The sequence below is a fragment of the Agromyces sp. GQ35 genome, from assembly GCF_059758475.1.
The window spans coordinates 1,319,498-1,334,080 of record NZ_JCAXEO010000001.1 but is presented as its reverse complement, the minus strand read 5'-3'; the positions used below and the strand labels follow the sequence as shown (position 1 = coordinate 1,334,080).

Sequence of the window (14,583 nt, the reverse complement as noted above, 5' to 3'; positions counted from 1 at the left end):
TCAGTCGACCGCGAAGTGCTCGTCGAGCCACCGCACGAGATCGGCTCGCACCTCTTCGCGATTCGTCTCGTTGAAGACCTCGTGGCGAGCGCCCTCGTAGACGATGAGCTGCGCGTCGACGAGATGCGCACGCCGGACATAATCACGCAGCAACGCGAGCGCACTGCGCTCGCCGGCGACCGGGTCGTCGCCGCCCACCAGGATGAGCAGTGGCAGCTCGCTCGGGATCTGCTTCGACGGCCGGGTGATGAGCGACAACGACTGCGGCCATCCGAACAGCTGCTGCAGGGTGCGGCTCGTCGTGTATGGGTCGTCCTCGAAGGACTGGGCGACGGCCGGATCGCGGCTCAGCCACTCGACGTCGGTTCCCCCGGAGCGGGCAAAGCGCTTGTTGAGGTCGCCGAGATTCGTGTATCCGAGTTGCAGCCAGGCGCTACCGGTGAGCACGACTGCGTCGTAGCGGTCGGGATGCCGATTGACGACGTGCTGCGTCATGAAGGAGCCCCACGAGTGCCCGAGGATCACAAGCGGCACCTCGTCTCCCTCGGCCTCGCGGATGATCTCGCCGAAGTGCTCGACGCCGGCGATGGCCGCCCTCATCCCGCCCGGCCCGGGTCGACCCATTCGGGTGAGGTCACCGCCGTGCTGCTCGAACCCGGTCTGCCCGTGCCCACGGTGGTCATCGGCCCAGACCGAATAGCCGGCCGCGTTCAGCGCGCTGACGAGCTCGCCGTACCGGCCGATGTGCTCGCCGACGCCGTGCGCGAGCTGGATCACCGCCGTCGCGTCGGGCACCCGCCACGATTCGTAGTGGATGTGGACCCCGTGTGCGTCGGTGAACGTGCGCATGTCGTCATTGTGACAGGCGCGGCATCCGTTCGCGCCCTGCACCCTCACTCAACTCTCGCGCGTGATCTCCACGGTGACGAAGAGTTCCGAAGCCCCGGACCCGCGTAGACGCCGCGGAGTGGCGGCAGGGCGAAATGAAGTTCGATGTCCTGAATCACTTGACCCGAGTGACGTCGAAGTGATCTGATATGAGCGTTTGGCCCTTCTTCACGTCAATTGCAATCAATGATGAAAGCGAGCACTGATGACCCCCGAACGCACGAGCCGCGCACGACGAGGCCGACGCGCCTCGGCGATCGTCGCGGCAGCAGCCATCGCCGTGCTGGCGACGACGGGCGTGTCGCCCGCGTTCGCCGCACCTGAGCCACCGGCCGCAGCCACGGCCGCCGCGACCGGAGTGACCGCGTCGACCACGCCGATCACCCCGAAGTCCGTCACCCCCGAGGTCGCCGTCGACGCAGCCGGCACTCCCCTCGGCGCGATCAGCGGTGTGAAGCAGGACGGCGCGAGCGTCACGCTCACCGCGGCCGCCGGAGCGATGCGGGTGTCCTTCCTCGACGACCGCACCTTCCGGCTCGAGGCCGACCCGAGCGGCAGCTTCACCGACCCGGCCAACACCCCCCAAGACGACCCGGCCCGCACGGCGAACATCGTCGTCGGCGCCGACAGCTTCGACGCCCCCGGCGTGACGGTCACCGACGGCGACACGATCACCATCGCGACCGCCGCCGTCTCGGTGGTCATCGATCGCGCCACCGGCCGATCGGCCGCGACCCGCGTCGACGGCTCCGTCATCTGGTCAGAGTCGGCACCCATCACCTTCGGCGCGTCATCGGCGACGCAGCACCTCGCGGGTATCGAGGGCGAGCAGTTCATCGGCGGCGGCATGCAGAACGGCCGCTCGGTGCACACGGGAGCGACCGTCAACATCGCGAAGAACTTCGACTGGGACGACGACGGCTACCCCAACGCCGTGCCGTACTACATGTCGTCGAACGGCTACGGAGTGCTCCGCAACACCTTCGCCCGCGGCAGCTACGACTTCGCCGCACACACGACGACCCACGAGGAGAAGCGGTTCGACGCCTACTACTTCGTCGGCGACTACAAGGAATCGCTCGAGTCGTACACCCAGCTCACCGGGCGTCCCATGATGCCGCCGGTCTACGCACTCGAGTACGGCGACGCCGATTGCTACAACCGCGGGAGCGCCACGTACACGGCATTCAAGGACCCCGCCAAGCTGACCACGCCCCAGGCGCTCGACTTCGCGAAGGAGTTCGTCGAGCACGACATGCCCGCGGGCTGGATGCTCGTCAATGACGGCTACGGCTGCGAGTACGTCGACCTGCCGCAGACGGTCGATGCGATCGAAGAGCAGACCGATCTGAAGACGGGCTTGTGGACGCAGCGTTCGCTCACCAACCAGGAGTTCGAGGTCGGCGACGCCGGCGTTCGACTGCGCAAGCTCGACGTCGCGTGGGTCGGATCGGGCTACCGCCAGGCACTGACCGGCTGCGAGGCCGCCCACGGCGGCATCGAGCAGTACTCCGACGCTCGCGGCACCTCCCTCATGGTCGAGGGCTGGGCCGGTTCCCAACGCTGCGGCATGCAGTGGACGGGTGACCACTCGGGCGACCTCGACGCGGTGCGCTGGCAGGTCTCCGCGCTCACCGGCGCGGGCAACTCGGGCCTCGCCTTCACGACCGGCGACGTCGACGGCATCTTCGGCGGCTCCGCCGAGAGCTATGTGCGCGACCTGCAGTGGAAGGCGTTCGCACCCGCGCTGTACTCGATGAGCGGCTGGGCCGCGACCGACAAGCGTCCGTGGCTCTACGGCGAGGAGGCGACGGAGATCAATCGCGACTACCTGCAGCTGCGCCAGCAGCTGATGCCGTACATCTACTCGCTGGCCGCCGATTCCCACGCCAGCGGCGTGCCGATGATGCGCTCGATCGCGCTCGAGTACCCGGGCGACCCGGGCGCGTACAGCGTCGAGGCGAACAACGAGTTCCTGCTCGGCACCGACTACCTCGTCGCGCCGGTGTTCACCTCGACCGAGGTGCGCAACGGCATCTACCTGCCGGCGGGCACCCAGTGGGTCGACTACTGGACGGGCGCACTCCACGAGGGCGGGCAGGTGCTGAACGGGCACCCCGCACCGCTCGACCGGCTGCCGATCTTCGTGCGCGCCGGCGCCGTCGTGCCGCAGGGCATCGTCGCCCGCAACGCCTCGCTCGTGCCCGAGGACTCCCCGATCACGCTCTCGGTGTACCCGCAGGGCGAGTCGAGCTTCGAGCTCTACGAGGACGACAAGGTCACCCGCGCGTACGCGGACGGCGAGCACAGCACCCAGTCGTTCTCGATCGACGCACCGAAGGCCGGCAAGAAGGGCACGGTGCGCATCGAGATCGGCGAGCGCGCGGGCGACTACGACGGTAAGGCCGACGCGCGCCCCTACCGGATCGAGGCGCACACGGGCTCGGAGCCGAAGCACGTGAAGCTCGGCAGCACCACGCTGCCGCGCGTCGACGACGTCGCCGATCTCGAGACCGCCGCGGGGTGGACCTACCTCCCCGAACGGGCGGGCGGAGTGGTCGTGATCGCAACGGGCGAGATCGCCGCCGATGAATCGGTACGACTCACCCTCACGGACACAAGCGGCGTGGGCGGTCAGGACGCGGATGTCGCCGCGGCATCCGTCGCCGTCGACCTGACCGAGCGGGTCTTCCAGGGTGAGCAGACGAGCGTCACCGCCACGTTCCGGAACACCGGCACGAAGACGAAGGACGACGTCGTGCTCACCGCGACGGCGCCCGCGGGCTGGACGCTCGTCTCGTCGACGGGCGACGTGCCGGGCAGTGTCGGGAAGGGGGAATCGGCGAGCGCCGAGTTCGTGTTCGAGGTGACGGATGCCGCGGCAGCCGGCCCGCAGACCGTGAGCGTCACCGCGGCCTACGAGTCTGCGAAGCAGGCACGGACCGTCTCGGGAGCGAACCAGCTGTACGTCGCCTACGGCTCGCTCGCCGGGGCGTTCAACGCGGTGTCGATCACCGATCTCGCGACGGCGACGGCCGGCAACTTCGACGGCGGCGGTGCATCGTTCTCGAAGGACGCGCTGGCTGCGGCCGGAGCGACGCCGGGTGGCACCGTGACGGTCGGCACCGGCGACGCAGCGATCGAGTACCGATGGCCGGAACCGGTCGGCACTCCGAACTCGGTGGCGCCTGCCGGGCAGACGATCGCGCTGGGCGGGCAGGGAACGCACCTCGCGATCCTCGCCTCCGCTGCTTCGGGCGGTGGAGTGAACCCCGAGCTGACGCTCACCTACACCGACGGCACCGTCGAGAAGCAGCGCGTGTTCTTCCCGAACTGGCTGCCGCAGGCATCCGGACTCGGCGGCGCGACCGTCGCAGTGAAGTCGCTCGGGCGCAACAGCGCGACGAACCCCGACGTCTACGAGTACCCGACGTACGGCTACCAGGTGTATTCGAACCTGCTGCGCCTGAACCCGGGCAAGGAGCTCGCCTCGGTGCTGCTCCCGACCGAGAGCCGGCTGAAGATCTTCGACTGGCAGGTCGTCTCGCAGCCGCTGCCGCCGGGGCCGACGGGGTCGGCGTGGGCATCGGAGCTGCCGTGGCTCAGCGCGACGAACGGTTGGGGTGTCATCGGCAAGGACGTGGCCAACAAGGACGCCGCGAACTCGCCCGACCTGCCCCTGAAGATCAATTACACGGATCCGGCCACCGGGCAGTCGCCGGTGTATGCGAAGGGGCTCGGCGTGCACGCCGCGTCGAAGATCACCTACTACCTGGGCGGCGCGTGCTCGGCGTTCACCGCCGAGGTCGGGCTCGAGGCGGGCTTCGCCGGCAATGTGATCTTCAAGGTCGACACCGACGGAGTGAACCGGTACCAGTCGCGCACGTTCACCCCGGGCTTCGCCCCGGAGTCGGTGAACGTCGACCTGACCGGTGCGCAGTACATCGACCTGATCGTCGACGCGCCGGGCAGCATCAATGGTGCGCACGGCATCTGGGGTGATGCGCGGTTCACCTGCGAGTGATCCTCCACGGGTGAGGGCGTGCTCCTCACGCCCGACGGCCGGGGCCCGCGCGATTCAAGCGCGGGCCCCGGCTCGTTCGTGCACCGGAGCCACGCGACATCCACTCGCTCGAATTTTACTTAGCAAGGCTAATGAGCTATGCTAACTAATCTATGGCGACGATCACCGAGCAGAGCACCGACCTCCGTTTGGCGACGTTCCGGCTGGCACGGCGCCTTCGCGCGCAGAAGGCCGACCAGGCTCTCTCCGATGCCCAGTTCGCCGTGCTCGGCGAGCTCTTCCGCCACGACAGCCTGACCCTCACGCAGCTCGCCGAGCGCGAGAAGGTCTCGGCGCCGTCGATGAACCGCACGGTCAACTGCCTCGAAGAGGCGGGATATCTCGTTCGCACGCTCGACGAGGTCGACCGACGCAAGACCAACATCACCCTCAACGACGCCGGTCGCGACGTCGTCAAGGCCACCATCTCCAAGCGGGATGTCTGGCTCACCAACCGCCTGCGCGAGCTGTCGAAAGACGATCGCGCCACCCTCGCCCGTGCCGCAGAACTGATGGGAGGACTCGCCACCCAGTGAGTGCCATGTTCCGCTCCCTCGTCCACCGCAACTACCGAATCTGGTTCATCGGCGCCCTCGTCTCGAACATCGGCGCCTGGATGCAGGCCACCGCCCAGAACTGGGTGGTCCTCACCGAACTCACCGACAACGACGCGTTCGCCGTCGGCATCACGATGGCGCTGCAGTTCGCGCCGCAGCTGCTGCTCGTGCCGGTCACCGGCCTCATCGCCGATCGATTCGACCGCCGCAAGATCCTCATGGTCACGCAGACCGCCCTCATGCTGCTCGGGCTCGCGCTCGGCCTGCTGCTCGTGTTCGGCCACGCCGAGCTCTGGCACCTCTACCTCTTCGCGCTCGCGCTCGGCCTCGTGAACGCCGTCGACAACCCTGCGCGGCAGACCTTCGTCTCCGACCTCGTGTCGAGCTCCAACATGTCGAACGCGGTCGCCCTGAACTCGGCGTCGTTCAACACGGCCCGCATGATCGGCCCGGCGGTCGCGGGCTTCCTGATCGTGCTCGTCGGCTCGGGCTGGGTCTTCGTCATCAACGCGTTCACCTTCCTGGCGGTGCTGGGGGCGCTCGCGATGCTTCGCGGCAGGCAATTGAAGCGGATGCCGCGGGCCCCACGCGCCCGTGGGCAGTTCGTCGCCGGCTTCCGCTATGTGGCAGGGCGACCCGATCTCGTCGTCGTCTTCGTCATGGTGTTCCTCATCGGTGCGTTCGGCATGAACTTCCCGATCTTCTCCTCGACGATGGCGGTGGAGTTCGGCCGCGGCGCCGGAGAGTACGGCCTGTTGTCGTCGATCCTCGCGATCGGCTCGCTGACCGGGGCGCTCCTCGCCGCGCGACGCGAGCGTGCCCGCATCCGGGTGATCATCCTCGCGTGCGCCTTCCTCGGATTCGCGACGCTCGCCGCCGCGCTGATGCCCACGTACTGGACCTTCGCCGCCTCGACGATCCTCATCGGCCTCGGCGCGGTGACGATCCTCACGACCGCGAACGGCTACGTGCAGACCACGACCGAGCCCGCGCTGCGCGGGCGGGTCATGGCGCTCTACATGGCGGTGCTCGCGGGCGGCACGCCGATCGGGGCGCCGATCGTAGGCGCCGTCGCCGACGGCATGGGCCCGCGCTGGGCGCTCGGACTCGCCGCCGTCGCGGCAGCCGTCGCCGCCCTCATCGGCCTTGGCTGGCTCGTGGTCTCACGGGGAATGCGGCTCGCTCGGCATCCCGAGTTCGCCTGGCGCCCGGTCGTGCGCTTCTCGGATGCCCCGACCGCGGCGATCGCCGTGATAGCGACGCAGGCCGTGCCGACCCTTCGAGTCGATCAACTCACGCACGAGCTCGATCGGGAGCTCCGCGGGGAACGCAGCGCTGACCGCACCGCCGGGCGCGACCGCCCGCGCGAGGTCGAACGCGAGCTGGTGCCGGTGGTCCCGAGCGACCGGCTCGTGCCGGCCGACTTCTCGGAGCAGGTGGCACTCACCTCGCCGATCCGGCTGCCGAAGTTGCCGCGCCACGGGCGGGCGTAGCCCACTCCTCGCGCGGCGGCGGATCCGGGAAATCCGGATCTCAGATACGGCTCCTCCGGCTCAGGCCGCGCCCGACGTCGATTCGCGCACCACGAGTTCGGGCTGGAACACCACGCGCTCGTGCGCGGTCTCACCCCCGGCCTCCTTCAGCATCAGGTCGACGGCGGTGTACCCGATCAGCGCCGCCGGCTGCCGGATCGACGAGAGCGGCACGACCGCCGCCGAGGCGAAGTCGATGTCGTCGTACCCGATCAAGGCGATCTCGCCGGGCACGTCGATGCTGCCTTGCATCATGAGCGCCTGCAGCACGCCCATGGCGAGAAGGTCGTTCGCAGCGAAGATCGCATCGGGGCGATCGGATGCCGCGCGCTCGCGAATGCGCTCACCGGCGGCGCGGCCCGCGAGCACCGTGAGCGACTCGGTCTCGATGACCTCGAGGGTGACCCCCTCGGCCTCGGCGATGGCGCTCCTGGCCCCGTCGAGACGGTCGGCGACCTGTCGGATCCCCATCGACCCGCCGAGGAACGCGATGCGGCGCCGGCCGGTGTCGATGAGGTGGCGCACGGCGAGACGGCCGCCGACGACGTCGTCGACCGCCACCGAGGAGAAGCTCTGGTCGGGCACCTCGCGGTCGACGAGCACGACCGCCGTGCCGCGGTCCCTGATGCGCTGCAACCGCGGCAGGTCATCTGCCAGCGGGGAGATGAGCACGCCGGCGACTCGCTGCTCCTCGAAGAGATCGAGATAGGCGCCTTCACGATCGGTGTTCTCGTCGCTGTTGCCGAGTAACACCGTCATGCCCGCCTCGGCCGCGCGATCCTCGGCGCCTCGAGCCACGTCGGTGAAGAAGGGGTTGCGCACGTCGAGCACGACGAGGCCGATGGATCGGCTGTGCCCGGCGCGCAGCTGGCGTGCAGCGTCGTTCCGAACGAAGCCGAGGGCAGTGATGGCCGCGGTGACTCGGGCGACGGTCGCCGGGGCGACCTTGTCGGGGCGGTTCAGCACGTTCGAGACCGTTCCCACCGACACGGATGCCGCGGCCGCGACATCCCGCACACTCACCGTCATGCTCGCCCGCCCCGTTCTCGCCCACTGTGGCGAACTCTGCTGTGAAACGTACCATCGCCTCCGCAACCGACCCGGCATCGGTACGGGAGCGGCAGAAATCGCCCGCACTGCACAGACCCGCTCTTCCATGGCAGAATCACGGAAAACGCATTCCATCTTGCGGAATGCATCACTGGTCGCCTACTCTTGAAACGATTCATAACAGGACGGAGAGCTCGACGATGAGCCAAGGCAGCGCTGCCGCCCCAGACCGGCACGTGGAGCGGGTCTGCTTCCAACTGCAGGTCGACCCCGCTCGGCTCGACGAGTACCGTTCCCGCCACGCGGCCGTCTGGCCCGAGATGCTCCGCGCGATCGAGGCATCCGGTCGACGCAACTACTCCCTCTTCCTCCACGCCGACGGACTGCTCATCGGCTACTACGAGACCGACGACGACGACGCGTCTCAGGCCGCGCTCGAGGTCGACCCCCGCACTGCAGCGTGGGAGGCCGACATGGCCCAGTTCTTCGTCTCACTCGGCGGTCGCCCCGACCAGTCCGCCCCACGACTTTCCGAGGTGTTCCACCTCGAAGACCAGCTCGCCGCGCTCGGCTCCGAGCACTCCTCGACGCACGACAGAACATGCACCAGAAACAAGAAAGAGCCATCGTGAGCATCCTCTCCAGCGACATCCTCGGCCAGCTCGAGCAACAGGCCATCGAGCTGCCCTCGTGGGCGTTCGGCAACTCGGGCACCCGATTCAAGGTGTTCGCGACGCCCGGCACGCCCCGAGACCCGTTCGAGAAGATCGCGGATGCCGCTCAGGTGCACCGCTTCACCGCCCTCGCGCCCACCGTGGCACTGCACATCCCGTGGGACAAGGTCGACGACTACGACGTGCTGCGCAAGCACGCCGAAGACCACGGCGTCGCCCTCGGCACGATCAACTCGAACACGTTCCAAGACGACGACTACAAGTTCGGCGCACTCACCCACGAAGACGCCGCCGTGCGCCGTAAGGCGATCGACCACCACCTCGAGTGCATCGACATCATGCACGCGACCGGCTCGCGCGACCTCAAGATCTGGCTCGCCGAGGGCTCGAACTATCCGGGCCAGGCCGACCTTCGCGGCCGTCAGGATCGCCTGCACGAGTCGCTGCAGCAGATCTACGCGCGCCTCGGCGACGAACACCGCCTCGTGCTCGAGTACAAGTTCTTCGAGCCGGCGTTCTACCACACCGACGTTCCCGACTGGGGAACCTCGTACGTGCAGGTGGCAGCCCTCGGCGACAAGGCGATGGTCTGCCTCGACACCGGCCACCACGCGCCCGGCACGAACATCGAGTTCATCGTCATGCAGTTGCTGCGCCTCGGCAAGCTCGGCTCCTTCGACTTCAACTCGCGCTTCTACGCCGACGACGACCTCATCGTGGGAGCGGCCGATCCCTTCCAGCTGTTCCGCATCATCTTCGAGGTGATCCGCGGCGGCGGCCTGAACAACCCCGACGTGGCGTTCATGCTCGACCAGTGCCACAACATCGAAGACAAGGTGCCCGGTCAGATCCGCTCCGTGCTGAACGTGCAGGAGATGACCGCCCGGGCCCTGCTCGTCGACACTGCAGCGCTGCGTGCAGCGCAACTCGCGGGCGACGTGCTCGAGGCCAACCGCGCTTTCATGGACGCCTTCTCCACCGACGTGCGCCCCGCCCTCGCCGAGTGGCGCGAGTCGCGCGGCCTCCCCGCCGACCCCATGGCGGCGTTCGCGGCATCCGGCTACCTTGCGAAGATCGCCGCCGACCGCGTCGGCGGCGTGCAGGCCGGCTGGGGCGCCTGATCGAGAGCCCACCATGCTCGCGAGTGGGCGAAGTTGGTCGAGCACCCGCCCCGATGAGCGCCAACATCGCCCACTCGAGACCGAAGCAGAAGAAATGAGAGACGGAGACGAGCGGATGCCTGAGACGAGCGAGCCGTACGCCGCAGCAGACGGGCTCGTGCGGGTGTACCCGGCGAGCGCGGGCGACGACGCGACGGATGCCTCGGCGCACGGCAGCGCGCCGGGTCTCGTCTGGGCGCACGGCGGCGGCTTCGTCGCGGGCGACCTCGACATGCCCGAGGCCGACTGGGTCGCGCGCTCGCTCGCGGCACGCGGCATCTCCGTCGTGTCGATCGACTATCGGCTGGCGAGCGCGGAGCAGGGCAACCACTATCCCGCGGCATCCGACGACGTGCTCGCCGCGTGGAGCTGGACGCTCGATCATGCCGATGGGCTCGGCATCGACCCGGCGCGGCTCTCGATGGGCGGCGCGAGCGCGGGCGCCAACCTCGTGACGGGCGCCGTGCTGCGCCTACTCGCCGACGACCGCCGGTCGAGTAGCGAGCGAAGCGAGCGTATCGAGACCTCTCGACCGGCACTCCCGGCCGGCGTGTTCCTCGCCTATCCCACCCTCCTCGCCGTGCAGCCGGCACCGGATGCCGCGCTCCGTGCGCTCCTCGACGCGAACCCCGGCGCCGACCGCTTCGGCCCGGCGAGCGTGCGCGCCATGTACGAGGCCTACCTCGGCGGCCCCGTCGACGAGGTGCCGCTGCCGGCCGTGCCCGGGCGCGCCGCTGCATCCGACCTCGCGGGTTTTCCGCCCGTGCTCATGATCAACGGCGAGGCCGACGAGCTCCGCGTCTCGGGCGAGGTGTTCGCCGCGACGCTCGCCGAGGCGGGTGTGCCGCTCGAGCTCATCGTCGAGCCCGGCACCGAGCACGGCCACCTGAACCGGCCCGGCGAGCCCGCGGCATCCGACTCGATCGAGCGCGTCGTGCGCTGGATCGGCACCCTCGCGGGTCTCGATACGGGCGCAGGTCGCCCCACCCGACGGGCGACCACCGAACACCTGACCGCCCTCCGCACCACCGAAGGAATCTCCTCATGACGAACCAGGCAGCAGCCGACCTCATCGCACGGTCGAACCGCCTCGGCGCCGACCCCAAGAACACGAACTACGCGGGCGGCAACACGTCGGCCAAGGGCACCGAGACCGACCCGGTCACTGGCGAGCCCGTCGAGCTGATGTGGGTGAAGGGCTCGGGCGGCGACCTCGGCACGCTGACCGAGCAGGGTCTTGCGGTGCTGCGCCTCGACCGGCTGCGCGCGCTCGTCGACGTCTACCCCGGCGTCGACCGTGAAGACGAGATGGTCGCGGCGTTCGACTACACGCTGCACGGCAAGGGCGGCGCGGCACCGTCGATCGACACCGCCATGCACGGCCTCGTCGACGCGGCGCACGTCGACCACCTGCACCCCGACTCGGGCATCGCGATCGCGACCGCGGCCGACGGCGAAGAGCTCACCGCGAAGATCTTCAGCGACGGTACCGGCCAGCAGCGTGTCGTGTGGGTGCCGTGGCGCCGCCCCGGCTTCCAGCTCGGCCTCGACATCGCCGAGATCAAGGCGAAGAACCCGCAGGCCATCGGCTGCATCCTCGGCGGGCACGGCATCACCGCGTGGGGCGACACCTCCGAGGAGTCCGAGCGCAACTCGCTGTGGATCATCGACACGGCCGCGGCGTACATCGCCGAGCACGGCACGGCCGACCCGTTCGGCGCCGAGCTCGAGGGCCACGCACCGCTCGAGGCATCCGAACGCCGTGCCAAGGCCGCCGCGCTGGCGGCCACGATCCGCGGCATCGCCTCGCACGACAAGCCCATGGTGGGCCACTTCACGGATGCCCCCGAGGTGCTCGACTTCCTCGCCCGCGCCGAGCACCCGCGGCTCGCCGCGCTCGGCACGAGCTGCCCCGACCACTTCCTGCGCACCAAGGTGAAGCCACTGATGCTCGACTTGCCGGCCGACGCCGACGTCGAGGCATCCGTCGCCCGCCTGCGGGAGCTGCACGAGGCGTACCGCGCCGACTACCAGGCGTACTACGACGCCCACGCGGATGCCTCGAGCCCCGCGATCCGCGGCGCAGACCCGCTCATCGTGCTCATCCCGGGCGTCGGCATGTTCAGCTACGGCGCGAACAAGCAGACCGCTCGCGTTGCCGGTGAGTTCTACATCAACGCCATCAACGTGATGCGCGGCGCCGAGGCGCTCTCGACCTACGCCCCCATCAGCGATGCCGAGAAGTTCGCGATCGAGTACTGGGCGCTCGAGGAGGCGAAGCTCCAGCGCATGCCGAAGCCGAAACCGCACGCCGGCCGCATCGCGCTCGTCACCGGCGCGGCATCCGGCATCGGCAAGGCCATCGCCACCCGCCTCGCGGCCGAGGGCGCGTGCGTCGTCATCGCCGACCTCGACCTCGAGAAGGCGCAGGCCGCTGCCGCCGAACTCGGCAACGCGGACGTCGCGATCGGCGTGCAGGCGAACGTGACGGATGCCGCGGCGGTGCAGCATGCGATCGACGACGCCGTGCTCGCCTTCGGGGGCCTGGACCTCGTCGTGAACAACGCGGGGCTCTCACTCTCGAAGCCACTGCTCGAAACGACCGAAGCCGACTGGGACCTGCAGCACGACGTCATGGCGAAGGGCTCCTTCCTCGTGTCGAAGGCCGCCGCCCGCGTGCTCATCGACCAGGGCCTCGGCGGAGACATCATCTACATCTCGTCGAAGAACTCGGTGTTCGCGGGGCCGAACAACATCGCCTACTCGGCGACGAAGGCCGACCAGGCCCACCAGGTGCGGCTGCTCGCGGTCGAGCTCGGCGAGTACGGCATCAAGGTCAACGGCATCAACCCCGACGGCGTCGTGCGCGGCTCGGGCATCTTCGCCTCGGGCTGGGGCGCGAACCGTGCCAAGACCTACGGCATCGAGGAGGAGGACCTCGGCAAGTTCTACGCCCAGCGCACGATTCTGAAGCGCGAGGTGCTCCCCGAGCACGTCGCGAACGCCGTGATCGTGCTCACCGGCCCCGAACTCTCGCACACGACCGGCCTGCACATCCCGGTCGACGCGGGCGTCGCCGCGGCGTTCCTGCGATGATCGCCACACCCGTCGATCGAATGGCGAGCGCCGGCGAGCGTATCGAGATCAGGAGCGCTCGCGCTTCGGGTCTCGATACGGCGCTGCGCGCCTACTCGACCGACGAGGTCGCGCGATGACCGCGGGCACCGTCGCGGCGGTCGACCTCGGGGCGACGAGCGGGCGAGTCATCCTCGGCCGGATCGACCAGCGCGCCGGCACGCTCGAGCTCGATCACGTCGCGCGATTCACGAACGGCCCGGTGCACCTCGCATCGGGCCTGCACTGGGATCTCACCGGCCTCTACGGCGCGCTCTCCCGCGGGCTCGCCGATGCGTTCCGGCGCGACCCGGCGGTCGCCTCGATCGGCGTCGACTCGTGGGCGGTCGACTACGCACTGCTGCGCGGCGGCCGGGTGCTGGGCGAGCCGTTCCACTACCGCGACGAGCGCACCGCGGCCGGCGTCGACGCCGTGCACGCGACCGTGCCCTTCGACGAGCTCTACCGCCGCAACGGGCTGCAGTTCCTGCCGTTCAACACGGTGTACCAGCTCGCCGCCGAGCGCGACGGGACGAGCGGATGGCTCGACCTCGCCGATTCGCTCCTGCTCGTGCCCGACTTCATCGGATTCCAGCTCACGGGCGCGAGGGTGGCCGAGCGCACGAACGCGTCGACGACCGGGCTCGTCGGCGTGGAGTCGGGCGAATGGGACGACGAGCTCATCGAACAGCTCGGGTTTCCGGCATCCGTCTTCGCACCGCTCGTCGCGCCCGGCGACTCGCTCGGCGGTCTGCGGGCCGGAGTCTCAGCCGACCTCGGCGCCCCGACGCGCGTCGAGGTCGTTGCGGTGGGGTCGCACGACACCGCCTCCGCGGTGGTCGCGGTGCCCATGCGAGCCGAGTCGGCCGCCTACATCTCGTGCGGCACCTGGGGCCTCGTCGGCGTCGAGCTCGAGCGCCCCGTACTGACGGATGCCGCGCGCGAGGCGAACTTCACGAACGAGGGCGGCGTCGACGGGCGTGTGCGCTTCCTGCACAACGTCATGGGACTCTGGCTGCTCTCCGAGTCGGTGCGCTGGTGGGAGCGCGACGGGGCGAGCATCGACCTTGCGGCGCTGCTCGGAGCTGCGGCATCCGTCACCTCGCCCGTTGCGGTGTTCGACGCGAACGACCCGCGGTTCCTGGCCCCGGGTGACATGCCGGGACGCATCGCCGAGTGGTGCGGCGAGCGGGGGGTCGCCGCACCGGCGACGCGCGCAGAGTTCGCGCGATCGATCATCGAGAGTCTCGCCGAGGCGTTCGCCGGCGCCGTGCGCACGGCGTCGATCCTCTCGGGCGTCGACGTCGAGACGATCCACGTCGTGGGCGGCGGTGCACTGAACGAGTTGCTCTGCCAGCGCACGGCCGACCGCTCGGGCATCCTCGTGCTCGCCGGTCCGGTCGAGGCGACGGCCATCGGCAACGTGCTCGTGCAGGCGCGGACGCAGGGGTTCGCGAGCGGCGACCTCGAGTCGCTGCGCGTGCTCGTCGGTGCCGCCTTTCCGCCACGGCGGTACCAGCCCGTCGGGCGCTGAAGGACGTTTCC

The 14,583-nt window shown here is 69.4% G+C and carries 11 protein-coding genes; 9 read left to right on the top strand and 2 right to left on the bottom strand.

Going from position 1 to position 14,583, the window contains the following annotated elements:
- Complete coding sequence (locus AC6CH0_RS06255) at positions 1–849, bottom strand: alpha/beta fold hydrolase (RefSeq protein WP_498098946.1); 849 nt, start codon at positions 847–849, stop codon at positions 1–3.
- A gap of 244 nt (positions 850–1,093) precedes the next feature.
- Between AC6CH0_RS06255 and AC6CH0_RS06250 the strand changes: the two genes are divergently transcribed.
- From AC6CH0_RS06250 to AC6CH0_RS06240, 3 genes are all read left to right on the top strand, one after another.
- Positions 1,094–4,912: an NPCBM/NEW2 domain-containing protein gene (locus tag AC6CH0_RS06250; protein WP_498098945.1), complete on the top strand. Its 3,819-nt coding sequence runs from the start codon at positions 1,094–1,096 to the stop codon at positions 4,910–4,912.
- A gap of 152 nt (positions 4,913–5,064) precedes the next feature.
- Positions 5,065–5,487: a MarR family winged helix-turn-helix transcriptional regulator gene (locus AC6CH0_RS06245; RefSeq protein ID WP_498098944.1), complete on the top strand. Its 423-nt coding sequence runs from the start codon at positions 5,065–5,067 to the stop codon at positions 5,485–5,487.
- A gap of 5 nt (positions 5,488–5,492) precedes the next feature.
- On the top strand, positions 5,493–7,001 hold the full coding sequence (locus AC6CH0_RS06240) for an MFS transporter (RefSeq protein ID WP_498098943.1): 1,509 nt from the start codon (positions 5,493–5,495) through the stop codon (positions 6,999–7,001).
- 60 nt (positions 7,002–7,061) lie between these two features.
- Here the strand turns inward: AC6CH0_RS06240 and AC6CH0_RS06235 are convergent, their stop codons facing one another.
- Entirely contained in the window at positions 7,062–8,069 is a 1,008-nt protein-coding gene (locus AC6CH0_RS06235; protein ID WP_498098942.1) for a LacI family DNA-binding transcriptional regulator, read from the bottom strand.
- Positions 8,070–8,290: 221 nt separating this feature from the next.
- Between AC6CH0_RS06235 and AC6CH0_RS06230 the strand changes: the two genes are divergently transcribed.
- The 6 genes from AC6CH0_RS06230 to AC6CH0_RS06205 all read left to right on the top strand — a co-directional run bounded on the left by AC6CH0_RS06230 (position 8,291) and on the right by AC6CH0_RS06205 (position 14,572).
- Positions 8,291–8,722 (top strand): L-rhamnose mutarotase, encoded by a 432-nt coding sequence (locus AC6CH0_RS06230; protein WP_498098941.1) that lies wholly within the window; start codon positions 8,291–8,293, stop codon positions 8,720–8,722.
- Positions 8,719–9,885: an L-rhamnose isomerase gene (gene rhaI / locus AC6CH0_RS06225; RefSeq protein WP_498098940.1), complete on the top strand. Its 1,167-nt coding sequence runs from the start codon at positions 8,719–8,721 to the stop codon at positions 9,883–9,885. Before AC6CH0_RS06230 ends, rhaI begins: the two co-directional genes overlap by 4 nt.
- Positions 9,886–10,000: 115 nt before the next feature.
- Positions 10,001–10,972, top strand: coding sequence for an alpha/beta hydrolase (locus AC6CH0_RS06220; protein ID WP_498098939.1), 972 nt, complete (start codon positions 10,001–10,003; stop codon positions 10,970–10,972).
- Positions 10,969–13,020: a bifunctional aldolase/short-chain dehydrogenase gene (locus AC6CH0_RS06215; protein WP_498098938.1), complete on the top strand. Its 2,052-nt coding sequence runs from the start codon at positions 10,969–10,971 to the stop codon at positions 13,018–13,020. Before AC6CH0_RS06220 ends, AC6CH0_RS06215 begins: the two co-directional genes overlap by 4 nt.
- Positions 13,017–13,139 carry a hypothetical protein gene (locus AC6CH0_RS06210; protein WP_498098937.1) on the top strand — a complete coding sequence of 41 codons (123 nt, stop codon included), beginning with the start codon at positions 13,017–13,019 and terminating at the stop codon, positions 13,137–13,139. Before AC6CH0_RS06215 ends, AC6CH0_RS06210 begins: the two co-directional genes overlap by 4 nt.
- On the top strand, positions 13,136–14,572 hold the full coding sequence (locus AC6CH0_RS06205) for a rhamnulokinase (RefSeq protein WP_498098936.1): 1,437 nt from the start codon (positions 13,136–13,138) through the stop codon (positions 14,570–14,572). The genes AC6CH0_RS06210 and AC6CH0_RS06205 overlap by 4 nt, the downstream gene beginning before the upstream one ends.
- Positions 14,573–14,583: the final 11 nt, after the last annotated feature.

What these genes read in the sequence shown, in the direction of transcription:
- AC6CH0_RS06255 (WP_498098946.1), bottom strand. Translation starts at nt 849, where the DNA reads ATGCGCACGTTCACCGACGCACACGGGGTCCACATCCACTACGAATCG.
- AC6CH0_RS06250 (WP_498098945.1), top strand. Translation starts at nt 1,094, where the DNA reads ATGACCCCCGAACGCACGAGCCGCGCACGACGAGGCCGACGCGCCTCG.
- AC6CH0_RS06245 (WP_498098944.1), top strand. Translation starts at nt 5,065, where the DNA reads ATGGCGACGATCACCGAGCAGAGCACCGACCTCCGTTTGGCGACGTTC.
- AC6CH0_RS06240 (WP_498098943.1), top strand. Translation starts at nt 5,493, where the DNA reads ATGTTCCGCTCCCTCGTCCACCGCAACTACCGAATCTGGTTCATCGGC.
- AC6CH0_RS06235 (WP_498098942.1), bottom strand. Translation starts at nt 8,069, where the DNA reads ATGACGGTGAGTGTGCGGGATGTCGCGGCCGCGGCATCCGTGTCGGTG.
- AC6CH0_RS06230 (WP_498098941.1), top strand. Translation starts at nt 8,291, where the DNA reads ATGAGCCAAGGCAGCGCTGCCGCCCCAGACCGGCACGTGGAGCGGGTC.
- AC6CH0_RS06220 (WP_498098939.1), top strand. Translation starts at nt 10,001, where the DNA reads ATGCCTGAGACGAGCGAGCCGTACGCCGCAGCAGACGGGCTCGTGCGG.
- AC6CH0_RS06215 (WP_498098938.1), top strand. Translation starts at nt 10,969, where the DNA reads ATGACGAACCAGGCAGCAGCCGACCTCATCGCACGGTCGAACCGCCTC.
- AC6CH0_RS06210 (WP_498098937.1), top strand. Translation starts at nt 13,017, where the DNA reads ATGATCGCCACACCCGTCGATCGAATGGCGAGCGCCGGCGAGCGTATC.
- AC6CH0_RS06205 (WP_498098936.1), top strand. Translation starts at nt 13,136, where the DNA reads ATGACCGCGGGCACCGTCGCGGCGGTCGACCTCGGGGCGACGAGCGGG.